This is a genomic window from Nocardia sp. NPDC005366, assembly GCF_040606855.1.
Classification (GTDB): domain Bacteria; phylum Actinomycetota; class Actinomycetes; order Mycobacteriales; family Mycobacteriaceae; genus Nocardia.
This window is the reverse complement of the sequence record NZ_JBEXFQ010000034.1, coordinates 61,273-85,522: the sequence shown is the minus strand read 5'-3', so window position 1 is coordinate 85,522 and position 24,250 is coordinate 61,273. Positions and strand designations below refer to the sequence as shown.

General features: G+C 68.5%; 22 protein-coding genes and 1 riboswitch. Of the genes, 5 read left to right on the top strand and 17 right to left on the bottom strand.

Annotation, left to right across the window (positions count from 1 at the left end; all coding sequences use genetic code 11):
* Window positions 1-53: 53 nt before the first annotated feature.
* A complete protein-coding gene (locus ABZS43_RS30080) occupies window positions 54-542 on the bottom strand; it encodes a polyadenylate-specific 3'-exoribonuclease AS (protein ID WP_355039361.1) in 489 nt (162 codons plus the stop codon).
* Window positions 543-727: 185 nt separating this feature from the next.
* Here ABZS43_RS30080 and ABZS43_RS30075 point away from each other — a divergent pair, with 185 nt between their 5' ends.
* The gene (locus ABZS43_RS30075) at window positions 728-2,116 is read left to right on the top strand and encodes a class II 3-deoxy-7-phosphoheptulonate synthase (protein WP_355039349.1); all 1,389 of its coding nucleotides are present in this window, start codon (window positions 728-730) and stop codon (window positions 2,114-2,116) included.
* A gap of 72 nt (window positions 2,117-2,188) precedes the next feature.
* Here ABZS43_RS30075 and ABZS43_RS30070 read toward each other — a convergent pair whose 3' ends face one another.
* A complete protein-coding gene (locus tag ABZS43_RS30070; protein WP_355039348.1) occupies window positions 2,189-3,208 on the bottom strand; it encodes an aldo/keto reductase in 1,020 nt (339 codons plus the stop codon).
* A 128-nt stretch (window positions 3,209-3,336) separates the two neighbouring features.
* Between ABZS43_RS30070 and ABZS43_RS30065 the strand changes: the two genes are divergently transcribed.
* Window positions 3,337-3,924: a TetR/AcrR family transcriptional regulator gene (locus ABZS43_RS30065; protein WP_355039347.1), complete on the top strand. Its 588-nt coding sequence runs from the start codon at window positions 3,337-3,339 to the stop codon at window positions 3,922-3,924.
* A 73-nt stretch (window positions 3,925-3,997) separates the two neighbouring features.
* Here ABZS43_RS30065 and ABZS43_RS30060 read toward each other — a convergent pair whose 3' ends face one another.
* Complete coding sequence (locus ABZS43_RS30060) at window positions 3,998-4,903, bottom strand: SDR family oxidoreductase (protein WP_355039360.1); 906 nt, start codon at window positions 4,901-4,903, stop codon at window positions 3,998-4,000.
* 125 nt (window positions 4,904-5,028) lie between these two features.
* On the opposite strand from ABZS43_RS30060, the gene ABZS43_RS30055 reads away from it, so the two are divergent.
* Window positions 5,029-5,643 (top strand): TetR family transcriptional regulator, encoded by a 615-nt coding sequence (locus tag ABZS43_RS30055; protein ID WP_355039346.1) that lies wholly within the window; start codon window positions 5,029-5,031, stop codon window positions 5,641-5,643.
* Here the strand turns inward: ABZS43_RS30055 and pknB are convergent.
* A complete protein-coding gene (pknB, locus tag ABZS43_RS30050) occupies window positions 5,621-7,594 on the bottom strand; it encodes a Stk1 family PASTA domain-containing Ser/Thr kinase (protein ID WP_355039345.1) in 1,974 nt (657 codons plus the stop codon). The genes ABZS43_RS30055 and pknB overlap by 23 nt on opposite strands.
* Before the next feature lie 210 nt (window positions 7,595-7,804).
* Between pknB and ABZS43_RS30045 the strand changes: the two genes are divergently transcribed.
* Window positions 7,805-8,173 (top strand): Rv2175c family DNA-binding protein, encoded by a 369-nt coding sequence (locus ABZS43_RS30045; RefSeq protein WP_355039344.1) that lies wholly within the window; start codon window positions 7,805-7,807, stop codon window positions 8,171-8,173.
* Here ABZS43_RS30045 and ABZS43_RS30040 read toward each other — a convergent pair.
* The 4 genes from ABZS43_RS30040 to ABZS43_RS30025 form a co-directional block, all read right to left on the bottom strand.
* Window positions 8,145-9,242: a phytoene/squalene synthase family protein gene (locus ABZS43_RS30040; RefSeq protein WP_355039343.1), complete on the bottom strand. Its 1,098-nt coding sequence runs from the start codon at window positions 9,240-9,242 to the stop codon at window positions 8,145-8,147. The genes ABZS43_RS30045 and ABZS43_RS30040 overlap by 29 nt on opposite strands.
* Entirely contained in the window at window positions 9,239-10,927 is a 1,689-nt protein-coding gene (locus ABZS43_RS30035) for an alpha-(1->6)-mannopyranosyltransferase A (protein ID WP_355039342.1), read from the bottom strand. The genes ABZS43_RS30040 and ABZS43_RS30035 overlap by 4 nt, the downstream gene beginning before the upstream one ends.
* An 84-nt stretch (window positions 10,928-11,011) precedes the next feature.
* A complete protein-coding gene (crtI, locus tag ABZS43_RS30030; RefSeq protein WP_355039341.1) occupies window positions 11,012-12,574 on the bottom strand; it encodes a phytoene desaturase family protein in 1,563 nt (520 codons plus the stop codon).
* Between the two features lie 392 nt (window positions 12,575-12,966).
* Window positions 12,967-14,139, bottom strand: a complete 1,173-nt coding sequence (locus ABZS43_RS30025) for a polyprenyl synthetase family protein (RefSeq protein ID WP_355039359.1) — start codon at window positions 14,137-14,139, stop codon at window positions 12,967-12,969.
* Window positions 14,140-14,428: 289 nt separating this feature from the next.
* On the opposite strand from ABZS43_RS30025, the gene ABZS43_RS30020 reads away from it, so the two are divergent.
* Window positions 14,429-15,370: a methylenetetrahydrofolate reductase gene (locus ABZS43_RS30020; RefSeq protein ID WP_355039358.1), complete on the top strand. Its 942-nt coding sequence runs from the start codon at window positions 14,429-14,431 to the stop codon at window positions 15,368-15,370.
* A gap of 100 nt (window positions 15,371-15,470) precedes the next feature.
* Here ABZS43_RS30020 and ABZS43_RS30015 read toward each other — a convergent pair whose 3' ends face one another.
* From ABZS43_RS30015 to ABZS43_RS29975, 9 genes are all read right to left on the bottom strand, one after another.
* Window positions 15,471-16,622, bottom strand: coding sequence for an LLM class flavin-dependent oxidoreductase (locus ABZS43_RS30015; RefSeq protein WP_355039340.1), 1,152 nt, complete (start codon window positions 16,620-16,622; stop codon window positions 15,471-15,473).
* Complete coding sequence (locus ABZS43_RS30010; protein WP_355039339.1) at window positions 16,619-17,428, bottom strand: DUF1684 domain-containing protein; 810 nt, start codon at window positions 17,426-17,428, stop codon at window positions 16,619-16,621. The genes ABZS43_RS30015 and ABZS43_RS30010 overlap by 4 nt, the downstream gene beginning before the upstream one ends.
* Window positions 17,429-17,507: 79 nt before the next feature.
* Complete coding sequence (locus ABZS43_RS30005) at window positions 17,508-17,711, bottom strand: hypothetical protein (protein WP_355039338.1); 204 nt, start codon at window positions 17,709-17,711, stop codon at window positions 17,508-17,510.
* Window positions 17,711-19,357, bottom strand: a complete 1,647-nt coding sequence (locus ABZS43_RS30000) for an ABC transporter ATP-binding protein (RefSeq protein WP_355039337.1) — start codon at window positions 19,355-19,357, stop codon at window positions 17,711-17,713. Before ABZS43_RS30000 ends, ABZS43_RS30005 begins: the two co-directional genes overlap by 1 nt.
* Window positions 19,354-20,226: an ABC transporter permease gene (locus ABZS43_RS29995; RefSeq protein ID WP_355039336.1), complete on the bottom strand. Its 873-nt coding sequence runs from the start codon at window positions 20,224-20,226 to the stop codon at window positions 19,354-19,356. Before ABZS43_RS29995 ends, ABZS43_RS30000 begins: the two co-directional genes overlap by 4 nt.
* Window positions 20,227-20,273: 47 nt before the next feature.
* Window positions 20,274-21,278, bottom strand: a complete 1,005-nt coding sequence (locus tag ABZS43_RS29990; RefSeq protein WP_355039335.1) for an ABC transporter permease — start codon at window positions 21,276-21,278, stop codon at window positions 20,274-20,276.
* Window positions 21,279-21,281: 3 nt separating this feature from the next.
* A complete protein-coding gene (locus ABZS43_RS29985; protein WP_355039334.1) occupies window positions 21,282-22,901 on the bottom strand; it encodes an ABC transporter substrate-binding protein in 1,620 nt (539 codons plus the stop codon).
* Between the two features lie 115 nt (window positions 22,902-23,016).
* Window positions 23,017-23,541, bottom strand: a complete 525-nt coding sequence (locus ABZS43_RS29980; RefSeq protein WP_355039333.1) for a GNAT family N-acetyltransferase — start codon at window positions 23,539-23,541, stop codon at window positions 23,017-23,019.
* 5 nt (window positions 23,542-23,546) lie between these two features.
* Window positions 23,547-23,747 carry a hypothetical protein gene (locus tag ABZS43_RS29975; protein ID WP_355039332.1) on the bottom strand — a complete coding sequence of 67 codons (201 nt, stop codon included), beginning with the start codon at window positions 23,745-23,747 and terminating at the stop codon, window positions 23,547-23,549.
* Window positions 23,748-23,974: 227 nt separating this feature from the next.
* Window positions 23,975-24,070: riboswitch (SAM riboswitch) on the bottom strand.
* Window positions 24,071-24,250 lie beyond the last annotated feature (180 nt).

The window sequence follows — 24,250 nt, the reverse complement described above, 5'->3', positions numbered from 1 at the left end:
GCCCCCGAGTCGATTCGACTCGGGGGCTCCCGCGTATCTCCGCCCGCGTGGCGTCAGCGGCGGCGCGCGGCCTCGATGGCCTCGAATTTGGCGAGGTTGTGGCGGGCGTCGGCGAGGGCGTCGTGGGCGTCCGGCGGGACCGGCGGCAGTTCAGGTCTGCCGTGGAACTCCCAGTGCTGGCGCAGTTCGTTGGTGTAGCGGGGCAGGGTGTTGGGCAGCTCGACCATGGAACCCCACAGTTGGCACAGCGCGACGTGGTCGTACGCGCCGACCCAGGCCCACAGTTCCGGCTGCACGGTGGGGCGGGGGACCAGGAATTTGTAGAGGTCCGCTCGGATCTGTTCGCGGCTGCGCCACAGCGGCGACGCGGGCGGCGGCAATTGCGGCAATACGTATCTGCGCACCCATGGCCCCGCCTTGGCGGGATCGAATTCGGTGGAGACCGCGTAGTATTCGCGTCCGTCCTCGCAGACGACGCCGATCGACACCAGGTCGATCACCACGCCGTCCTCGATGAACTCGCAGTCATAGAAGTATCTCAGCGAGATCGACCTCTCCTCGGTGATCGGGTCCGGTTGGTGGCGTGTGCCGGTGATCAACCCTATGCGGGACGGTGGGCGGGGTTCGCGCAAGGGCTCCCGGGGTGAGGGATTCGAACACCTCGGTGCGGACGATCCACCCCTACCTCCGGGTATCTGCGGGACCGATCGGTCCGTATTCTGAAGTCGTGAACTGGACCGTCGACGTACCCATCGATCGCTTGCCGGAACTGCCGCCGCTGCCCGCCGAGCTGCGCAGACGCCTGGACGACGCGCTCGCGAGGCCCGCGCTACAGCAGCCGTCGTGGGATCCGGAGCAGGCGGCGAATATGCGCACCGTGCTGGAGAGCGTGCCGCCCATCTGCGTGCCAGCCGAAGTCGAGGAATTGCGTGCGCAGCTGGCCGAGGTGGCCAGGGGCGAGGCGTTCCTGATGCAGGGCGGTGATTGCGCGGAGACGTTCGCCGACAACACCGAGCCGCATATCCGCGGCAATATCCGGACGCTGCTGCAGATGGCGGTGGTGCTGACCTACGGCGCCAGCCTGCCGGTGGTGAAGGTCGCCCGGATCGCGGGCCAGTACGCGAAACCGCGATCCTCCGACACCGACGCCCTCGGCCTGCGGTCCTACCGCGGCGATATGGTTAACTCGCTGGCCCCCGACGCGGCGCTGCGTGAACACGATCCCTCGCGATTGGTCCGCGCCTACGCCAACGCGAGTGCGGCCATGAATCTCGTGCGCGCGCTGACCGGTGCGGGTATGGCGGATCTGCACAAGGTGCACGACTGGAACCGGGATTTCGTCGCGCAGTCGCCCGCGGGCGCCAGGTACGAGGCCCTCGCCGAAGAGATCGACCGCGGCCTCGCCTTCATGACCGCCTGCCGGGTCAAGGATCCGAGTCTGCAGTCGGCGCGCATCTACGCCAGCCACGAGGCGCTCGTGCTCGACTACGAACGCGCCATGCTGCGCCTCGGTGAGCATCCGGCGACCGGCGAACCGCTGCTCTACGATCTGTCCGCGCACTTCCTGTGGATCGGTGAGCGCACCCGTCAACTCGACGGCGCGCATATCGCCTTCGCCGAACTGCTCGCCAACCCGATCGGCCTGAAGATCGGTCCGACCACAACGCCGGATCAGGCCGTCGAGTACGTGGAGCGGCTCGACCCGAACAACGAACCGGGCAGGCTGACCATCGTCTCCCGGATGGGCAACTCGAAGGTGCGCGACGTGCTCCCGCCCATCATCGAAAAGGTGCAGGCCACCGGCCATCAGGTGATCTGGCAGTGCGACCCCATGCACGGCAACACCCACGAGGCGTCCACCGGTTACAAAACCCGCCATTTCGACCGCATCGTCGACGAGGTACAGGGCTTCTTCGAGGTGCATCACGCCCTCGGCACCCACCCCGGCGGCCTGCATATCGAGCTGACCGGCGAGAACGTCACCGAATGCCTCGGCGGCGCCCAGGACATCTCGGATCTGGATCTGAACAGCCGCTACGAGACGGCTTGCGATCCGCGTCTGAATACCCAGCAGTCGCTGGAACTCGCGTTCCTCGTCGCGGAAATGCTGCGCTGAACCGATCGTCGACCCGCGGCCTCGGTTGACGAGGCCGCTTCGTCGGTGTCGTCGCGGCCCGGCCGCGAGCGCTCAGCGACGCCGCAGTGACGGGTCGAGCAGAGCGGGTGGGGTATCGAATTTCTCGTGTGCGGCGAGGTCGACGCCGGGGGCGACGATCGCGTCGATCGCATCGAGGACGTCGGCGGGGAGCACGGTGTCGGCCGCAGCGAGATGCGACCGCAGGTGGTCCATGGTGCGGGGGCCGATGATCGCGCTGGTCACGGCGGGATGCGCGGTGACGAATCCGAGCGCGAGCTGGATCATCGTCAGACCGGCCTCGTCGGCGACCCCGGCCAACTGTTCGACCGCGTCGAGCCTGGCGCGGTTGGACGGAATGGAGAGGTCGAAGCGCTGGGGCAGGACCGCCGAACGGTTGGTGGCGATCTCCCTGCCCGCGCGGACCGCACCGGACAGCCAGCCCGAGGCCAGCGGACTCCATGCCAGCACGCCGAGCCCGTACTCCTCGGTCACGGGCAGCACGTCGGTCTCGATCCCGCGCTGCAGCATCGAGTAGCTGGGCTGTTCGGTGACGTAACGGCTCGAGTGAAGGTCGCGGGCGGCCCATTGGGCTTGCACGATGCGGTAGGCGGGGAAGGTCGATGAGCCGAAGTAGCGGATCTTCCCCGCGCGCTGTAGATCGGTCAACGCCGACAGCGTCTCCTCGTCGCTGGTGGTCGGATCCCACCGGTGGATCTGGTAGAGATCGACGTGGTCGACGCCGAGGCGGCGCAGGCTGTTGTCGAGTTCGGTGACCAGCCAGCGGCGTGAGCTGCCCTGGTGATTGCGCTCCTCGCCCATGGGCATGGTCGCCTTGGTGGCGAGCACGATGTCGTCGCGGCGTCCCGCGATGGCTTTGCCGACCATCTCCTCGGATTCGCCGTCGCTGTACCTGTCGGCGGTGTCGATGAGGTTGATCCCGGCCTCCAGGGCGGCGTCGATGATCGCGGTGGCCTCGTCCTGGGTGGTGCGCCCGATGCTGCCGAAGTTCATCGCGCCGAGTACGAGGGTGCTGACCTGCACGCCGGTGCGGCCCACAGTGCGGTATCGCATAACTGTTCCTCCGAAGGAGCGTGGTTTACGGTTGCCCGCTCTGGCATCATGAATAAGCGGAACGATGTTCCCTTACTATATGGAACCTTGTTCCGCTTCGCAATGTCACTACCGAAGGGAGTCGCGCGATGGCCGATGCCGACGGGCGATCAGCGCACGTGGCCCCTCGCAAACGGGCCGACGCTCGACGCAACGCGCAGACACTGCTCGATGCCGCCGCCGAACTCTTCGTCACCTCCGGCGTCGAGGTGCCGGTCCGCGATATCGCGGCCAAGGCGGGCGTCGGGACCGGCACGATCTACCGGCATTTCCCGACGCGGGCGGACCTCATCATCGCCGTCTACCGGCATCAGGTCGAAGCCTGCGCCGAAGCGGGTCCTGGCCTGTCGGCGAGCTGCGCGACCCCGTACGTCGCACTGAGGCGATGGATCGATCTCTTCGTCGATTTCCTGGCCACCAAACACGGACTCGCCGCCGTGCTGCAATCCGGCGACGCGGGTTTCGACACGCTGCACGCCTACTTTCTCGACCGCCTCGTGCCCGTGTGCACTCGATTGCTCGACGCCGCGGTCGAGGCAGGCGAGATTCGCTCCGACGTGGATGCCTACCTCCTGATGCGCGGCGTCGGCAATCTCTGCATCGGCGCGGCCGACGACCCCGACTACGACGCGCGTCGCCTCGTCGAACTCCTGATCGCGGGACTGCGCCGCCCGTAATGGCCGAAGGTGGTGCGGTGCTGGACTTTCCGCGCTCACCGAACGCGCGACAGCGGCAGGGAACGCGCTGCTGTCACGCGGCTGAGCGACGGAAGTACTGATCTCGGTCGAGGTCATCGATCAGTCCGGGCCGGGTCGGCCGCCAGCCGAGCGACTTTCGGGTGAGCTCGCTCGAGGCGCGGACGTCGGCTCCGAGGAAACCGGCCAGCCAGCCGAAGTGCTCGCCTGCCTGATCCTGCGGAATCGAGGCGGTCGGACGATTCAGGCGTCGCCCGATCACCTCGGCGATGGCGCGGACCGCGACGCCTTCCTCGGCCACCGCGTGCAGTACCGATCCCGCGGGGGCCTGCTCGAGTGCCAGGCGGAACAGGTGTGCGGCATCGAGCCGGTGTACCGCGGGCCAGCAGTTGGATCCATCGCCGATGTAGCCGGAAACGCCTTTGTCGCGGGCGATCTCGATAAGAGTCGGGACGAAACCGTGATCGCCGTCGCCGTGCACCGACGGCGGAAGTCGAAGGACCGATGACCGTACGCCCCGCGCGGCGAGGGCCAGCGCCGCCAGCGTGCCCGCGTTCCGGGGAGCCGCGCTAGGGCCGGAGGCGGGCACGTCGTTCTCGGTCGCCACCCGTCCCGCCGGGAGCCCGAGTGTTCCCGCCGTGATGACGAGGGGGCGGCCGGTGCCGGTGAGCGCGTCGCCGAGGGTCTCGATAGCGCGCAGGTCCGTGCGGGCGGCGCCCACGTAGTCGGAGAAGTCGTGGTTGAACGCGAGGTGGATGACCCCATCGGACGCGGCTGCGCCTTTCCGCAGGCTGTCGAGGTCGTCGAGTGAGCCGTGATGCACCACCGCCCCGGCCGCCGTGAGCGCGTCGGCCGAGGCCTCGGAGCGGGCGAGCCCGAGAACTTCGTGGCCCGCGTCGATGAGCTCGGGAACGAGCGCCGACCCGATGAAACCGGATGCGCCGGTGACGAAGACACGCATAAGAGAACCTCCAGGTAGTCGACTGGCGAGCCCGCTCGGCTCGTACCAGGACAGTTTGATGTCAGTCACTGTCATCGCTAACCGTACACACGATGTCAGTTGCTGTCATCAGTTACGATCGTCGTATGGGTCGTTGGGAGCCGAACGCGCGAGGCCGACTCGAACAGTCGGCGCTGGAGCTCTACCTCGAGCGCGGGTTCGAACAGACCACGGTGGCCGAGATCGCCAAGCGCGCGGGGCTCACGGAGCGAACGTTCTTCCGGCACTTCGCGGACAAACGCGAAGTGCTGTTCTCGAGTTCCCTCCAGGAACTCATGGTGACCACCCTGGCGGGCGTGCCCGAGGCCGCGGCACCGATCGACGCGGTCGCCGCGGCCATCGAGGCCGCAGGCGCCCGACTTCAGGATCGCCGCGATATCGCGCTGCGCCGCCAGGCGGTCATCGCCGCGAACGCGGGCCTACAGGAACGCGAGCTGATCAAACTCGCGTCGATCGCCGCGGCGATGGCCGAGGCATTGCGCGAACGCGGCGTCGGCGATCCCGCCGCGAATCTGACCGCCGAGGCCGGGATCGCCGTGTTCAAGACCGCGTTCGAGTGCTGGATCAACGGCATCGGCCAGCCGGAGTTACCCCAACTGATCCGCGAGTTCCTCGATGAACTCGAAACCCTGACCGCGGGCGGAAATCCCTCGCCGAGCGCCCGGCGCGACGACGCGGCTACGGCAGCGCGGTCAGGGTGACGGTGCTGCCCGGGGTCACCTTGCTGCCCGCGCCGGGACTCTGACCGATCACCACCGAACTGTCCGATGGTGTGAGCTGCTGGACCTGGACGTTCAGCCCGAGGGCTTCCAGCTTCTGGCGGGCGGAGCCGACGTTCTGGCTGACCAGGAACGGCACCTTCACCGCGTTGGAGACGATCAGCGCGACACCGTCGCCGGAGCCGACGGTGCTGCCCGCGGCCGGATCGGTGCCGATGACCTGGTCGGCCTCGATGGCCTTGTCGTATTCGGTGCGCGTCTCGCGGACCTTGATACCGGCCGCGGTCAGGGCCTGCACCGCCTCTTCGGTGGTCTTGCCCCGGACGTCGGGCACCTTCACCGGCTGCGCGCCGTTGCTGCGGTAGACCTTGACCTGTCCGCCCATAGGAAGCACCGTGCCGGGTGCTGGATCGACCCTCGCCACACTGCCTTTCGGCGCCTGGCTGCCGGTCTCGCCCGCGTCGATCGGTTGCAGTCCGGCGTCGCGGATCAGCTGGTTGACCTTCTTCACGTCGTCACCGGGCTGTATCGCGGGGACCGCGGGTTTGCCGCTGGAAACCAGGACCGAGACGGTGGAACCCTTGGTGACCTTGGATCCGGCCGACGGATCGCTGCCGACCACCGCGCCGACCGGAATGGTGTCCGACGCCTTCTGCCTGATCTCGGTCTCGAATCCGGCATCCTGCAAGGTGGCGGTCGCCTTGTCGGTGGTGAGACCCGCGATAGGCGGCACCGCCGAATAGCGGCCGACGCCGAGCCACCAGCCGCCGACCCCGACGACCAGGGTCAGAACGGCCACCACCGCCACCCATATCAGGGTGGTGCGCCGGGAACGCTGCCGATCGGGCGCGTAGTTCTGGTACGGCGCGGGCTGGCGCATATCCGACCGCTGATAGTCGTGGCCGCCACGGGGATCGTAATCATCGGGCGGGCCGTAATCCGGCACTCGCGGACGCTGCGCCGTCACCACCTTGGTGTGCTGGGAGGCCTGCGATTCCATCGCGGGTCGCGGGGTGGGAGCCTGGCGGGCGTCGAGATCGGCCACCGAGGTGAATCCGGCGCTCAGATGTTCGGCCGATTCCTGGGGCGATGGCACCCGATACGGCGGCAACCGCAACGCGGACGCGATGGCGCGCAGTTCGGCCACCATTTCGTTCGCGTCGGCGAAGCGGTGCGCGGGCTCGCGTGCGGTGGCCCGCGCCACCAGGTCATCGAATTCCGGTGGTACTCCCGAGATGAAGGTGCTCGGGCTCGGCACGTCGTTCTCGATCCGCTGGTACGCCACCGAAAGGGAGGTGTCACCGGTGAACGGAACGCGGCCGGTGAGCAGTTCGAAGATCAGGATGCCGAATGAATAGACGTCGCTGCGGGAATCCGCGGTACCGGCGGTGACCTGTTCCGGGGACAGGTAGGCGGCGGTGCCGAGGATGACGCTCGCCGAGGTGGTATTCGCCGCCGCGACCGCGCGCACCAGCCCGAAGTCGGCGATCTTCACCTCGCCCGCGTCGGAGATCAGCACATTCTCCGGCTTGATATCGCGGTGCACCAGACCGGCGGAGTGGGCCACGCCGATCGCCGCGAGGACCGGGTCGGCGACCGCGCGCACCGCGTGCGGGGGCATCGGGCCGCGCTCGCGGAGCAATTCGCGCAGCGTGCCGCCCTCGACCAATTCCATGATCAGGAACGGGTACTCGCCGTCGACGCCCTGGTCGTATACCGCGACCAGGGACGGATGTTTGAGTTTGGCGACCGCGCGGGCTTCGAATTCGAAGCGCGACAGGAATTGCGGATCGGAGGCGAACTTCGGATCCATCACCTTGATGGCGACAGGGCGATCCAGACGTGTGTCGACGCCGCGGAAGACCATCGACATGCCGCCGCGCGCGATCGGCGCGTCAATCCGGTAACGCCCTTCCAGCATCTGCCCGATCAAGTGATGTCCTCCGGCTTTCACAAAGTTCTCACCCCTCGCCGATAGCGCGACAAGCGAACTGCCGCCCGGTGCGGCACCCACGATCGTAACCGGGATCAGGTGTCCAGCCCGGCGGTGTGTTCGATTGGCCCGGGTGTGTTCTCCCAGGCCGGTTTGTTCAGGCCCGGGTGTGTTCCGACGCGCGACGGCGCACCGTCTACCGTTGTCACGGTGAGTGCCTTTCCCTGCAGCGATGATGTTCTTCCGGAGTCCGTGCCCCTGTTGCCGTTGCCCGAGGTGGCCGGCATGCTCGGGATCGTGGTGACCCGGGTCCACCAGATGTTGCGTGACCACCAGCTGCTCGCCGTCCGCCGTGACGGTGTGGTCGGGATTCCGGAGCGTTTCTTCGACGCCGACGGCGCCGTGACGAGATTCCTGCCGGGCCTGATCACCGTGATGAAGGACGGCAAATACACCGACGAGGAGATCCTGGAGTGGATCTTCACCGACGACGACACCCTGCCGGGTAAACCGGTCGACGCCCTGCACGGACCCCTGGCCCGCGAAGTCATCAGGCGAGCGGCGGCCGAGCCGTTCTGATGTCGTCGCGGCGTACGGCCGCGGCGGCGAATTCGGCGGCGGCGACGCGCACACGCAGTCGGCGCGGAACCGTCGCGCGGGTGCGGAAGACGTCGTAGCCGCCGGATTCGACGCGGTCGAGAATGGCCGCGTAGAGGGTGCTCGCGGTGCGGATGGCGGGGCGAACCCGTGGATCGAGCAGTTCGATACCGGGATTCGCGCGGCGGTAGATATCGCGGTTGATCGCGATCAGGTGGGACAGGGCGCGGCGCACGCGCGGATCGGTGCGGCCGGTGCGACGGCAATGCGCGAGCAGGTCGTCGTCGACGCCGAAGGCGGCGAGTTCGTCGGCGGGCAGATACACGCGTCCCCGGTCCAGATCCTCTCCGACGTCGCGCAGGAAGTTGGTGAGCTGGAACGCCTCGCCGAGCGCAGCCGCCGCGGGTTCGGCCTCGGCGACCGGAACCACCGTGCCGAGTACCGGAAGTAGCTGCAGTCCGATCGCCGCGGCCGAGCCGCGCATGTATTCGCGCAGCTCGTCCATGGTCGGGTAGTGGTCGCGGGAACGCGCGGTACCGGGGATATCCATGCGCATGGAATCCAGGAACGTCCAGAAATGGCCGGGTGCGATGTCGTAGCGATGGATGGTGTCGCTCACGGCGAGCAGAACTCGATCCTGTCGCGAGTTCGCCCGCGCGTCAGGGGAATCGCGCTCGATGGCGACGCGCAGTCGCCGCTCGATCGTGTCGAGCCGCTGTGCGGCGTCGAGCGCGATACGCGCGCGGTCGGAGCTGTCCTGGCCGCACGGACCGTCGCCGTGGTCATGGCGGGGATCGCGCGCCGTCGAAGTGGTAGCGCCGCAACCGGATTCGATGTCGTCGACGATATCGTCGACGACTCGGGCGAAGGCGTAGAGCGCGTGCACGGCCGATCGGCGTGACGCGCCGAGCAGTCGGGTCGCGAGGTAGTAGGTCCGGCCGTGCTCGGCGGCGATCCGCCGGCAGAGTTCGTAGGCCTCGGTCAATTCCGCGGGTGGAGGGCCGCCGGGCAGTGCGCCGACCGCGAGCCCCGACGCCACGGCACCGGTCATGACCGGGCGCTCGCCGCCGGGATCTCGGCGGGCGGGGTGGCGCGCAGGCGCAGCGGGTCGACCATGCGCAGCGACGACGCGGCCACCACGGCGGCGAAGGTCGCGGCGGCGACGTGCCAGAAGTTGTAGAGCCCGATCGAGCCGTCCGGCTGGAACACCAGCATCAGCCAGGCGCACAACCCGACCAGCACCATCAGCGTTGTGGTCGACAGCGCGAAACCGGCGGCGAGCGCGAGCGGCCAGGAGTAGTACCAGGGCAGCGCGGCGGGGGAGAGGATGACGATCGCGACGAAGGCGATCAGGATGCCGAGCACCGCTTCGCGCTCACTGTGCCGGAACCGCCACCAGGTCCACACCAGTACCGCGACGAGGGCCAGTGCGCACAGCGCCCGGGTGATCACCAGGACGGGATCGGTGCCGAACGGGGTCACCCAGGTGACGGCGTGCGCCATGATCGTCGGCAGCGACAGCCAGTTGATGATCTTCTTGGAGCCCGACAGCGCGGTCAGCCAGCCGATGCCGACACCGGCGACAGCCGAGGCCGCGACGAACACCACGGCGAAAACGCTGAGTCCGAGTCCGGCGATCTTGGCGAACATGAGCGCCGGATGCGGGTTGTCCTGGGAGGGGCGGGCGGCGTCGTCGTGTTCGGAATCCGACACCTCCGCCGGATCGAGGCCGACGCGCTGGGCGGCTCTGCGTTCCTTTTCGTGCAGCATCCAGATCCACACGAGGAAGGGCAACGCGATACCCGCGGTCGCCTTGATCGCGACGCCGATCGCGACGACCACGATGCCCGCCACGTGGTGGCGCTCGAGCACCAACGCGATACCGGCGCACATCAGTCCGACCATCAGCATCTCGTTGTGCACGCCGCCGATCAGGTGGATCAGCACCAGCGGATTGAGGACGGCGAGCCACAGCGCGACCGTCGGCTTACCACCCAGGTGTTTGGTCAGATACGGCACCGCCCACATCATCAGCGCCAGGCCGGGCAGCATGACCAGCCGCAGGGCAATGGTGCCCGCGATCACGTTATCGCCGGTGATGGCGGTGATGGCGCGGCCGAGCAGGAGGAAGACCGGGCCGTAGGGCGCGGTGGTGGTGGTCCAGACCGGGCTCACATTGTCCAGCAGCACACCGGGATTGGCGACCGGCCCGACCCGGTACGGGTCGAATCCGTCGCGCAGCAGCGCGCCCTGCGCCAGATAGGAATAGGCGTCGCGGCTGAACATGGGCACCGCGAACAGCAGGGGGAAGATCCAGATGCCGACGATCGCCCGCAGTTCGTTCAATGTCACCCCGGCGTCGGGGCGGTCGCCGAGTCCGATGGTGGTGCGGCCGAGGCGAACCCACGCGGTGATCATCAGCAGGACGCCGATCCAGATCACCATCGTCGAGAGCGCGTAGCCGTGCCCGAAACGCAGCCACGACAGGTGCAACGCCTCGAGCAGCGGATCGCGTTTGCGCACACTGCCCGCGCCGAAACCGCCGAAGGTGATCATCGCCGCGCCGAAGAAGCCGAGCAGCGCGGCATGTCCCTCCGGACTGCGGATGAAGTCGGCGAAGGTCTGCACGCGCGAGCGCGGGGTGTCGGCGCTGGACACGGTGGCGGAATAGGTGCGCGAGGCGATATCGCGGGAGCCTGCCTGGCTCTCGGGGGCGCGCGTCTCGGGGGGTGGCATATGGTGTCGGTCCCCCCGGTAAGGTCGGCGGTCGCAACCGCGAGCGGATAGGTCGGCGATCAGTTTAATGGTTCGTCGGGAACACTATCCCGCTGGTGCGCGGGGTTTCATCCGGAGCGTGGTCGCGGTGCCGGTAATCCTGTTTGCCGCCAGTTTCCCGGACAGCAGGGCCGTTGGTACGCCCACGCCCGGAGTCGTGCCGCAACCCGCGATAACCACATTGTCGCTGGAGCGCGGAAAATTGCGGGGACGAAATGGCCCGGTCTGCCGGAACAGATGGGCCGCGGAGAATGGTGTGCCCGCCAGCATCCCGTTGTCGCGCCAGGTCTTCGGGGTGTCCAGATGGTCGACGGTGAAATGCGCGGCGATGCCCCGATAGCCGCGCTGTTCCAGGACGACGAGGAGTTCCCTGAGATAGGCCGGGCCGAGCCGATCCCAGTCCAGCGGCGCCGAATCCAGATTCGGGCACGGGGCGAGCAGGGAGAACGGTTCGTGCCGGCCGTCCGGGCGGTCGATGAACAGATCGGGGTCGGTGAGCGCGGGCCGGGTCAGCAGCAGTGACGGATCGCTCATCACCGTGCCCTTGCCGCGCCCGGCCGCGATCTCGTCGAAGGTGCGGTCCCAGGCGTCCCCGAACTCGATGGTGTGATGCGCCTGCACCGGCCAGGTCGCGGCCACCGACGCGGGAACGGTGCCGTGGGCGACGACCGCGGACGGCGCGGCGCGCAGACCGCGTCTGGTTCGCACGCCGAATCGCTCGATGACGCCGAGGTCGGCGGTGAGCACCACCGCGTCGCATGGCAGCGCCGTGCCGTCGGCCAGTCGCACCCGCCGGGCCCTGCCGTCCTCGTATTCGAGTCCTGCCACTTCGGTATTCAAGGCGAGCGTGCCGCCCGCCGCGGTGAAGGCATCGGCCATGGCCGTGGCGATGGCGCGCATTCCGCCCTGCGGGAAGTACACGCCCAGCGAGGTGTCCATATGCGGTATCGCGCCGTAGACCGCGAGCGCACGGGCCGGTGGCATACCCACGTAGAGCGCCTGGAAGGTGAACAGCCTGGCCAGTCGCGGATCGCGGAGGAAGCGGCTGACGCGCGGTCCGAGTCGGCCGAAGCCGCCGAGGCGGGCGAGTTCGATCAGCGCGGCCCGTTTCTCCGGCCGCCGGACCATGTCCAGGGGCGAATCGAAGTTGGTGTCCATGAATTCGGCGAATTCGGCGCGATAGATCCGGGCCAGCCAGGTACGCAGCCGCCGGTAGCCGCGCGCTTCGCGTGGACCGCAGGTGCGCTCGACCTCCTCGGCCATCCGGTCGGGATCGGCGAAGACGCGGATGGCCGAATCATCGGCGAATCGCGCGTGATAACTCGGTGTGAGCCGGTGGACGCGCAGTGGCGGGGTGCAGGTCTGCGGAGTGCGCCCCACTGCGGCCAGTGCGTCATCGATGAGTTCGGGCAGGGTCAGAACCGTTGCGCCGGAGTCGATCTCGTAATCCGGTCCGAGGTAGCGCCCGACCCGTCCGCCGGGATGGTCGGCGCGCTCCAGCAGGGTGACGGCGCGCCCGGATCCCCTCAGATAGAGCGCGGCGGCCAAGCCGGATAGTCCCGCGCCCACCACGACCACGTGGTCTGTCGCCCCAGCGACGGTCTTCATCAGAATCTCCTCGACACCGTGTGAGCGCACGGCGAACACAGCACAGGTCCGATACCGGGCGTGCGTATTCGCCGCAACTCCCGGCTACCGGGTACGTCGCCGGACGCGCTGTCCGCGCCCATCGGCCCTGGCGGAACGGAATCGGACAGATCGGGCCGACCTATCGCGGAAGAGTGTTCTCCCGCAAGAGATTCACTCGTCGGTGTGCTCTTCGACCGGTGCCGCGGCGCAGGATCGCGGTAGTCGGATGGCGCGGCGCGCGGGCAGGCCCGCCGCCATGATCAACCGGCGCTCCGTCTGAACGACGGTGCGCCCTCGGCGCTTACCCGTGGTGCGAGGGGCGGGCCCGGCGCCGACGGCGATGGCGCGATCGGCTGGTCCCATGACGGCTTTCATGCGGTCCTCCTGGTTGCGGCCAGTGCCATCGCGCGCAATGTCTTCTTGGCGGATGGGGTGGCCGAGCTGGTTTCGACGGCGGCGAGGCCGCGATCGGTGAGTTCGGCGATACGGCGTTCCACATCGTCGACGGCGCCGAGTTCGGTGAGCACGGCGCGTAAGCGTGCTACTTCGTCGGCACTCAGATCGGTGCCGAGGCTGGTGCGCAGCAGTTTGGCGGCGAGCGGATCGGTGGCGTCGGCGCGCTGCAGCGCCTCGGCCAGCAGTACGGTGCGCTTACCCTCGCGCAGATCGTCGCCGGAGGGTTTGCCGGTGACTTCGGGATCGCCGAATACCCCGAGCAGATCGTCGCGGAGTTGGAAGGCGATTCCGATATCGGTGCCGAATTCCCGGTAGGCCTCGATCAGGGCCGGGTCGGCGTCGGCGATCGCGGCACCGAGGTGCAGCGGTCGCTCGACGGTATAGGCGGCGGTCTTGTAGCGGTTGATGCGCAACGCGGCGTCGACGGATTCGTCGCCGCCCGCGTGGCCGTTGATATCGAGCAGCTGCCCGCCGAGCACCTCGGTGCGCATGAGCGCCCAGACCGGTGCGAAGCGGGCGATGGCGGCATCGTCGAGACCGGAGGCGTGCACCATGTCGTCGGCCCAGGCCAAGGCGAGATCACCGATCAGAATGGCCACGCTGGTGCCGAACTGGGCCGAATCACCCGCCCAGCCGCGCTCGCGGTGGCGCTGCTCGAAGTCGACGTGCACGGTGGGGAAGCGGCGGCGGGTACGCGAGGAATCGATGATGTCGTCGTGGATGAGCGCGCAGGCCTGCACGAGTTCCAGCGCGGCACACGCGTTCGTCACCGCGCCCGCCTCGGGGCCGTCGGCGTCTCCGCCCGCGCCGAGCCACCCGATCCACGCGAAAGCGGGGCGAGTCCGTTTACCGCCGCGTAGGACGAACTGCCGCAATGCCTCGGCGGCTTCGACGAAGATCGGGCCGAGCTGTGTCACCGTGGCGTGGCGGGAGGCGAAGAATTCGGTGAGCGACGCCTCGGTGGCGGCGACGAATGCGGCCGAACCGAGAGTCGCCGACGATGCCCCGGTCGAGTCGGCGGTTGCGTGGAGCGCCGCCGATGGGGTGCGCGTCGGAGTACCGGATCCGGCGGACAGTGCAACCTCCATGGTCATTCGGTGGGGCCACGCGGGGGCGCGGCGAAAGGTCTCGTCATGCTCGGGCGTGCCGTTTTCGATGCGATGCACACCGTGCGTGTTCCAGGCCGGCGCGAGGATACTGCCCAGTTGTCTAGAATACGCGTCCCGTCCGGGACGCCTGCGCGCGGTACACCTCTTGACTGCCGCGCCATCGGTCGGGCCTGCCCTACCGCACCGGCGACACCTCTACACTGGGTCGGTGACTTTCGATTCCGTACCGGGACGCTCGACCCCTGGGAGCCCGTCCCCGACGCCACCGATCGTCTCAGCGACCCCATCGGTCGTGCAGAGTCTGCGGGATCGTTCGGGTGGGGCGGTGCCGTTCTCGGTGGAGTTCAATCCGCCGCGTGACGCGGCGGGTGAGGCTCGGCTGTGGCGGGCGGTCCGCGAGTTCGAGCGTATGCATCCGGCGTTCGTGTCCATGACCTACGGCGCGGGTGGATCGACGAAGGACCGCACGGTCCGGGTCACCGGTCAGCTGGCGCGGGAGACCACGTTGCTGCCGGTGGCGCATCTGACGGCGGTCGGGCACAGCGTGGCGGAACTGCGTTCCCTCGTCGGTGCCTACGCCGATTCGGGTATCCGCAATATCCTGGTGCTGCGCGGCGACCCGCCCGGTGACCCGCTCGGCGAGTGGCACAGACATCCCGGCGGCGTCGAATACGCCGAGGAATTGGTGCGTATCGTGCGCGATCTGGGCGATTTCCACGTGGGTGTCGCCTCCTTCCCGCAGGGGCATCACCGCTCGCCCGATCTGGAACGCGATACCGAATACCTGGCGGCGAAATTGCGTGCGGGCGCGGAGTATTCGATCACCCAGATGTTCTTCGAGGTCGAGCACTATCTGCGGTTGCGGGATCGGGTCGCCGCGTTCGATCCGATCGAGGGCGCCAAGCCGATCATTCCCGAGCTGATGCCGATCACGTCGCTGCGCACCGTCGAGCGGGCCGAAGAACTGTGTGGTCGGCCGCTGCCGGAGGCCGTGCTGCACCGTCTGCGGCGCGCGGCGGGCGAGGGTCCCGAGGAGGATCGCGCCGCGGTGCGTGAGGTCGGTATCGAGATCGCCACCGAAATGGCGCAGCGCCTGATCGATGAGGGTGCGCCGTGCCTGCATTTCATCACCCTGAATTTCGCCAAGGCGACCAGCGAGGTGCTGACCAACCTCGGCTACGGCGTCACCGCCGCTCCCATCAGCGCCTGATCGAATCCGCGCCGGACCTCGCGCGCCGGTGACGGCGCTGCCCGTTGATCGCACGGCCCCGCCCAGGCGGCCGACCCGGGTCGGCCGCCGATGGACGGATTCAGGCGGCCTTCGCCGAGCGCAGGCCCCAGGCGTCGGCCAGCAGTCGGTGCGATTCGAGTCGGTCCGCGTGATCGTAGGTGACGCTGGTGACGAGAAGTTCGTCGGCGCCGGTCACCTCCCGCAGCGCCGAGAGACGTTCCACCACCGTCGCGGGGGAGCCGACGAACTGGGTGGCGAGCCGATCGTCGACCAGGCGCCGCTGCTCGGCGGTGAGCGGCGTCGCGGTATCGGGGTCGAGGTATTCGGCAGCGCCCGCGCCGGAGCGGATGCTGTGCACCCAGTGCCCATAGGTCGAGGCGCGGTGCCGCGCGGTGGCGTCATCCGCGGCCACGACGACATCGGCGGAGACCACCACGTACGGTGCGGCCAGGTACCGCGAGGGCCGGAAGGCAGCGCGGTAGGCCTCGACCGCGTCGATCGCGGTGCCGGGCGAGACGTGGTAGTTCGCGGCGAAGGGTAAGCCGAGTTCGCCCGCCAACTGTGCGCTCGCACCGCCCGAACTCCCGAACAACCACACCTCGACTCGGGCGCCCTCACCCGGAACGGCATGCAGCGCCACACCGTCCGGTGTGGTGTAGGTGCCGTCGAGCAAGGCCAGCACCTCGTCCACCTGGTCGGGGAATTCCTGCGCCTGTGCCCCCTCCTGCTGTAAGGCGCGCATGGAGGCGAGGAATCTGGTCCGATCGATGACGCGGCCCGGGTCGAACGGCGGCGGCACCACCACGCCGTCGACGATTCGAGTCCGCCCGGTGACCGTGTCGACCACCGGCCGCCCGTCCTTCGGATGCGCGGGTTCACTGCCGAACTGGGCGCGCCGATGCCCGGAGCGCCCGAGTCCGAGATCGAGGCGACCGGGATGGAAGGCGTCGATCGTGCCGAACGCCTCGACAATGGAGGCCGAGGTGTGATGACCCACCTGGACCGCCGCCGAACCGACCCTGATCCGCGAGGTGGCGGCGGCGACCTGCCCGATCAGGGTGATCGATGACGAGCTCGCCACCGCGACGAAATGATGTTCGGCGAGCCAATACCGGTGGTAGCCCCACTGTTCGGCCTGTCTGGCGAGATCGACGGTGTTGCGCAGTGCCTGCCTCGGGCTCGATCCGGCGCTGACCGGTGAGAGATCGAGGATGGAGAGCGGAACGCTCATTCGTGACCACCGCCGAGTTTCGGATCCTGTTCGCCCGCTTCGATCGCGATGCGCAACCGGTTCTGCTCCGGCGCCACCGGGCAGGTCGCGAAATCGGTGAACGCGCACGGCAGATTCGCCGCCCGATTGAAATCGAGCACTACCGCGCCGTCCGGTCCTGCCGCGCCGACGGCCAGCGAACGGGCCGCGGGGTAGGTGGTGACGCCGCTGGTCGCGTCGGTGAACAGCACCCGCAGATCGTTCGGTGTGCCGAAGGCGATGACCTGTTCGGTCACCGTGCCGACGGTGAATTCGATGGTGCCGACCGCGTTGTGGTGGTGTTCGAGACCCTCGACCACGGCGCCGGTGGTCACGGTGCGAGGTTCGTCGAATCCATGGAAACGCCCGGTCACCACCCAACGCGGATCGGGCGCGTAGGAGGGGACGCCGGTGAAGGAGTGCAGGGTTGGCGCGGCCGGATCGTGCACGCGCACGGCGTACTGCCCGCTGCGGCGGATCACTTCGAGCACGCGGCGCTCGTGGCGCACGTGCAGTCCCGGTCCGCCCTCGACGGGCACGACGATCTGCACACCCGCGATGCCGTCGCCATCGAATGTCAGGCGGTCGGCGGGTTGTGCGGTGATGAACACCTTGTTGTCGGTGACCCACCAGGTGCCTGGCACATCGGGGAGTCGCTCGGGCCGGTCGGTGAGCCACAGCAGCGAGGTCAGGCTCAGGAAGCCGAGCGGATCGCGCAGCCGGTCCTCCCTGTCGCTGTGCCAGTGCGCCCACTCGGTCTCGAAATGCGTTGCGGTGGTGGTGGTCATGACGCTCGGGCTCCTTCGGGGATTGGGCGGGTACGACTGGGTGCTGAGTCTTCGGGGTGGGCGGTGCGGGTGCGATCCTTCATCGGGCGAGTCCTTCCCAATCGATGAGCCTGGTTGCCGCGGGCCCCGCGGCGCCCGCGAGGTCGGGTGCGAACAGGTGCGCGGAATGCCACAGCGCCGGTCGCGTGCCCGAATGCCCTCGGGCCGTGGCGAATGCGCGCAGGCGAGCCAGGAACGACGGTGTGCCGCGGGGATGGTGTCGCCGCGCGGTGGCGTCCGGCATCAGTGCGCGCCCTTCGGAGTGGGGATGGCCGAGAGCAGCTCGCGGGTGTACGCGTGCTGTGGATTGTCGAAAATTGCTGCGGTCGAACCGGTTTCGACAATATGTCCGTGCCGCATGACGGCCACCCGGTCGCTGATGCGGCGCACGACCGCCAGATCGTGGGAGATGAACAGGTAGCTCAGATCCAGTTCGCGCTGCAGGCGGTCGAGTAGTTCCAGGATCTGGGCCTGCACCGAGGCGTCGAGCGCGGAGACCGGTTCGTCGAGTACGAGCAGATCCGGATGCAGGGCGAGGGCGCGGGCGATGGCGACGCGCTGGCGCTGGCCGCCGGACAGTTCCGCGGGACGTCGCTGGTCGAATCCGGCGGGCAGGGCGACCTGATCGAGCAGTTCGCGAACCCTGGCGCGGCGCTCGAAGCGATTGCCGACCCCGTAGGCGCGCAGCGGTTCCTCCACGAGCCGCGCGATCCGCCAGCGCGGATCCAGGGAGGCATACGGATTCTGGTAGACGACCTGGAACCGCTGCCGCAGGCCGCGCAGCCGGGAGCCGCGCAGCCGGTTCACGTCATGGCCGTCGAAGGTCACGGTGCCGCTGTCGGGTTCGGTCAGGCGCAACGCGATTCGCGCCGTCGTCGATTTGCCCGAACCGGATTCGCCGACCAGCGACAGTGTTTCGCCGCGCGCCAGGTCGAAGCCGACGCCGGAGACCGCCGTCACCGCGCCGCCGCCGCGCGCGCGGAAACTCTTGCGCAGGTCGCGGACCGCGAGCAGCGGCGGACCTTCGTGGGTGCGAACCCGGCGGAATCCCTCGAACGGGGCGAGGCTCGGCGATGCGGCGAGCAGCCGCCTGGTGTAGGGATGGCGAGGTCGGCGCAGCACCGTCGCCGTCGGCCCGGATTCCACGATCTCGCCGTTGTGCAGTACCACGAGCCGATCCGCCCGTTCGGCGGCGATCGCCAGGTCGTGGGTGATCAGCAGCACCGCCGTCCCGCGCGCCGCGGTCTGCTCGGCCAGTCGATCCAGGACCCGGCGCGCGACCGTGGCGTCCAGTGCACTGGTCGGCTCGTCCGCGATGACCAGATCCGGTTCGGCGATGAGGGCCGACGCGATCAGCACCCGCTGGCGTTGTCCACCGGACAGTTCGTGCGGAAACTGGTTCGCTCGCAGTTCCGGCCGATCCAATCCGGCGTCGGCCAGCAGTCGTACCGCGCGATCGCGGGCGGTCCGCCGATCGGCGAGGCCGTGGACAAGCAGGGTTTCGGCCACCTGGTCGCCGACGCGCCGCACCGGATTCAACGAAAGCCCCGGATCCTGCGGAACGAAGCCGATTCTGGCTCCGCGCAGCCGCCGCAGCGTCCGTTCGTTATCCGAGCCGATCGCCTGTCCGTCGAATACCACCGTGCCACCGGTGATCTCGCCCGCCGCGCCGAGCAGTCCGATCACCGCCTGGGCCAGTGTCGATTTACCCGAACCGGATTCACCGACCAGCGCCACCACTTCGCCGCGCGCGATGCTCAGCGAGACACCCGACAGTGCCGTCACGGGTCCGTTCTCACCGCGGTACCTGACCCGCAGATCCTCGATCCGCAGCAGGGGCGCGGCATCCGTGACCGCCTGGACCGCCTCCGGTTTCGCGAGGTCGCTCATCGATCGGAATTCCTTCCCGCGGCGCGGCCGAGGCGCTGCGCGGCGATGACGACCGCGATGATGACCAGGCCGGGAAGTGTGGTGAGCCACCACGCGGTGGCGAGGTAGTTGCGGCCCTCCGAAATCAGCGAACCCCATTCGGGAGTGGGCGGTTTCGCGCCGTAGCCGAGGAAGCTGAGCGCGGAGACCGCGAGTACGGCCATCCCGAATTCCACCGCGGCCAAGGCCAGCACCGGCTGATAGGAATTGGGCAGCACATGCCGCGCGAGCACCGTGTACCACCGCACCCCGGACGCGTACGCCGCCTCCACGTAGACCGCCTGACGCACCCGCAGCACCTCCGAGCGCATCACCCTGGCGAAATTGGCGACGAGCGAAACACCCACGGCGATCGCCACATTGCGGGTGCCGAAGCCAAGCGCGGTGACCAGCGCCAATGACAGCAGCAGCGAGGGTATCGACAGCAGCACGTCGACGACGCGCATGATGGCGGTATCGACGAAACCGCCTGCCGCTCCGGCCAGCAGGCCGAGCAGGGATCCGGCGATCAGCGCGATCGCCACCGCCGACAGGGTGGCGGTGAGCGAGAGTCCGGCCCCGTGCACCATCCGGGTGTAGAGATCGCGCCCGATATTGTCGGTGCCGAACCAGTGCTCCGCGCTGGGGCCGTGGAATTTGTCCGATGGCACGCCCGCCAGCGGATCGCCGCTGGCGAACACCGAGGGAACCAGCGCCCACCCGATGGCGAGCATGGCCACGGCGGCGGCGATCAGCAGACCGGCATTGTCGAATACTGTCTTCCAGCGAACCAGGGGGCGGCTCAGCAGCGGCAGCGCCGCGCGCCGGGAATCCTCCGCGACGTCAACCATGCGATATCACCTCCGCGGCAGCGGGATTCGCTAGTTCGGAGCGGGTCTCAGGCACGAACCGCCACCTCCTCGATGGTCTTGTCGGTGAAATCCGCAGGTTCGGCCGCCGCGCGCCGCGACCTGTCGGCGATACGCGGATCGAGCAGGGGATAGAGCAGGTCGACGGCGAGATTCACGCTCACGAAGACCAGCGAGGTGAAGACCACGATCCCCTGGACCACGGGGATGTCCTGGGCCATGACCGACGTCTGAGTCAGCCTTCCGATCCCGGCGCGGGCGAAAACCGTCTCCACCACCACGGAACCGGCGAGCATATTGCCCACGAGCACCCCGGCGATGGTGAATGTCGGCACGCTGGCCGGGCGCAGCACATGGGTGCGCTGCACCCACCAGCGCGATCCGCCCTTGGACAGTGCCACCTCGACGAATGGTTGTCGCCAGGTCGATTCCAGCCCGGCGGCGAGCACCTGGGCGATGACCGCCCCGATGGGCACGGCGAGGGTCAGCGCGGGCAGTATCGTGCCGGTGAACCCGTGCCCGCCGAAAGCGGGCGCGAGTCGCCAATGGAACGAGAACAGTTGCAGCAGCAGCAATCCTGTCCAGAATGTCGGGACGGACACTCCGAGCGACGGCAGGGCGGCGAGGCTGTTGCGCAGCCACGGCCGTCGCGTATAGGTCGCGGCGAAGGCCAGCGCGACCCCGCCCACCGTCGCGAAGAGCAACGCCAGTCCGGCCAGGCCAAGGGTGGCGGGTATCGCGTCACCGATCGCCCGCGTCACCGGCTGTCCGGTGACGATGGAATGGCCGAGGTCGCCGCGCACCGCGTGGCCGAGCGCCGTCAGGTACTGATCCCACAGCGGTCGATCCAGCCCGTAGCGGGCCTGCAGTTCGGCGACAGCGGCCTTGTCCACCGGGGTGCCCGCGCCGCCCGCGTCGGCCGCGAGGGAGACCGGGTCGGCCGGCAGCAGGAACAGCACCACGAACGAGATGGTGAACGCGGCCCACAGCACCCAGATCGCCTGCAGGACCCGAAGGACCAGATAGCGCGCCATGGGTCAGCGCCCGCTCAGCCAGGTGTCGAAGAATTGCAGACGCGCCGACGCCTCGAATTTCAGGTCCTGTACACCGCCCGCCGCGCCGATGGCCTGGGAGAGTTCGACCGTCGGAATCCACAGTCCGGCATCGAGGATGCGCTGCTGCGCGGTCTGGATCAGCTCAACGCGCGCTGCGGTGTCGGCGGCGCTCAACTGGGCGTCGAGCACGTCGTCCAGGGCTGGGATACGTTCGCGCGCACTCAGATTGCGTCCGTCGACGCTGAAGGTGGTGCGCAGGATGTCACCATCGGCGCGGGTGGAGTTGAAGTAGGTGGCGTCGTAATCCTTGGTGTTCTGCCTGGCCGTCGTCTCGGGGCCGGACACCAGATCCAGCTTCAGGTCGACGCCGACCTGTCGCAGTTGCTGCTGCACCAGTTCCAGGATCGCCTGATTACCCGCGAACACCTGGCTGAACATCACGGCGAAGGAGAGCCGCTCGCCGTTCTTCACCCGGATCCCGTCACCGCCCGGCACCCAGCCCGCCTGCTCCAGTCGGGTTCGCGCCTTCGCCGGGTCGTAGGCCAACTGGGCCGAGAGATTCTGGTAGCCGGGCGTATTGGCGGCAAGCACACTGGTCGCGGCCTTGAACTGCGGTCCGAGCACCGTGTCGACCAATTGCTGGCGGTCGATCGCGGGCAGCAGGGCGGTGCGCACGGCGGGATCGCGCAGTGGGCCGCGGGTCACATTGGGCAGCAAGCCGAAGGCGACCCCCGGATTGGCGGTGCTCAACAGTCGCCCGCCCGCGGCCTCCAGTTGCGGAACATCCTGGGGCAGCGCGTCGCTGATCGCGTCGAGCTGACCGGAGGTGAGACTTCCGGTACGCACCCCCGATTCGGGGACGACGGTGAATTCGACGCGGTCCAGATACGCCTCCCCACGATGGGCGAAAACGTCCGAACCCCAGTTGTATCCGGCGCGCTTGGCGAGTGTGGCCGAGGCGTCCTGACGCCAGCCCGCGTAGGTGAACGGGCCGCTGCCGATATTGCCGCCGGCGCAACGCTGTTCGGCGGGAGCGGCGGTGGTCGCGTCGGCGAGCAAGCCCAGCTGGGTGGTCGAGGAGGCCTGCAGGAATTGTGAATTCGGCTTGCTGAACTCGACTCTCGCGGTCAACCGGTCCACCGGCGTGGTACTCACGTAGTTGGTCAGATAGCTGGCCCCGAGCGGTGATTTGGCCGCACCCAGCTTGACGATCGCGTCGAAATTGCGCTTGACCGATTCGGCGGTGAGCGGGGTGCCATCGCTGAAGGTGACGCCGTCGGCGAGGTGGAAGGTGAAAACCTTCGCATCCGGGCTCACCTCCCAGCTGCGGGCCAGCCACGGCGTGATCGCCCCGGTCGCCGGATCCTGGTCGGTCAGCGAATCGACGATCTGCCTGGCGACGTAAATGGTCTGGTTACTGCCTGCCTGCGCCGGATCCGAGCAGGTCGGCGCCTGGGAGAGTCCGTAGCGCAGCGTACCGCCCGGCCGCGGCGGTCCGGCGTCGCCGCCGGAACCGCCCGAATCGCCGCCGCAGGCCGCAAGACTCGCGGCCGCGGTGACGGCGGCGGCAATGGCCGCGATTCGATAGCGGGATCGGATCACTGTGCTACTCCAAGGGTTTCGACATGGTTGACATCGGGGCGGCGCTGCCTGGTACCGGCAAGCCCGCCGGTACTCGGCTCGGGCACCGGGGCGATCGAGGTCATGAGCAGGAATCTCATGCGACGACGCCCACAAAATCGGCGGCACGCACGTATTTCTCGAACGGATGTTTGCCGATCCGCTCGGGGGGCAGATCGGGGTCGTAGAGCGGGGTGTACCCGGCCGCGAGGTAGAGGGCGACCGCCTCGGGCTGACGTGGCCCTGTCGTCAGGTAGACGCGTCGATAACCTCGACGGGTGATCTCGGCTTCCAGGTGCGTCAGGACATACCTGCCGAATCCCTGCCTGCGGTGCTCGCGCGAGGTCCAGACGCGTTTGAGTTCGGCGGTCGTCTCGTCGTAGCGCTGGAAGGCGCCGCCCGCGACCGGTTCCGAATCCCGGGTGACGACAAGCAGGTCACCGTGCGGCGGTGCGAATTCCTGCGCCGGATAGTCCACCAGCGAGGCGTGCACCGCGCCCGGGGTTCTGCCGTAGCGCGTGCTGTATTCGACGGCCAATTCGGCCAGCAGCGAAGCGGCGAGCGGATCGGACTGCGCGACGCGGTGCACCCGAACTCCGTTGTCGGGGAAACGTGAGGCCACGCCGCTCACCCCGCCATCGACCACGGCTCGGCGGCCGGATTGCGCGCGACGTGCGCGACAGCGATCAGCGCCGCCGTACTCGCGACCCGTCGCGGCGGATGCCGTGATCTCGCGACGCTGGGCACGTCGGAGGTGGAGGCGTCATCGGCGTCGGGGGAGACGACATCGGATTCACCCGGCGGGGCGGGCGCGTGGGGCGCACTCATGGCGAGTCCTTCGGAACAAGCGGACGCGACCACCCCTGTGGGCGGCGGTCGCCGCACCCGGCCAGTGTCGGGCGCACGGTCTGGCGGGCGGGTCAGCCGCGACAGCCGGTGGACATGACATGGCACTGGTCGGCATGGCACTGGTCGGCATGGCACTGGTCGACATGGCACTGGTCGACATGGCGACGGCCCCAGCGATTGCCACTGCGGTAGATCATCACTTCGGTCCTCCATCGTTCCCGGCGGAAGCACCCGCACCCGAGAATGCCGGGGGGTTGCTGCGACGTCGGTGAGCCAGGTCTCTCGGTCGCTCTGGATGGTGAGATTCCGGTGGCGCCAGCGCCGCGGGAACACGTGTCGAGCCGAAACATCATGCGAAGGAGGGCGGCTCCTTCACAAGGGTAGAAATCAGGGTGAGCACAGTCCTTCCCGCCATCGCCGCGCGCGTCGAGAATTACCCCGGTCGATCGGACGTCCTACTCCGATCGCCCCTCACCCCGCAC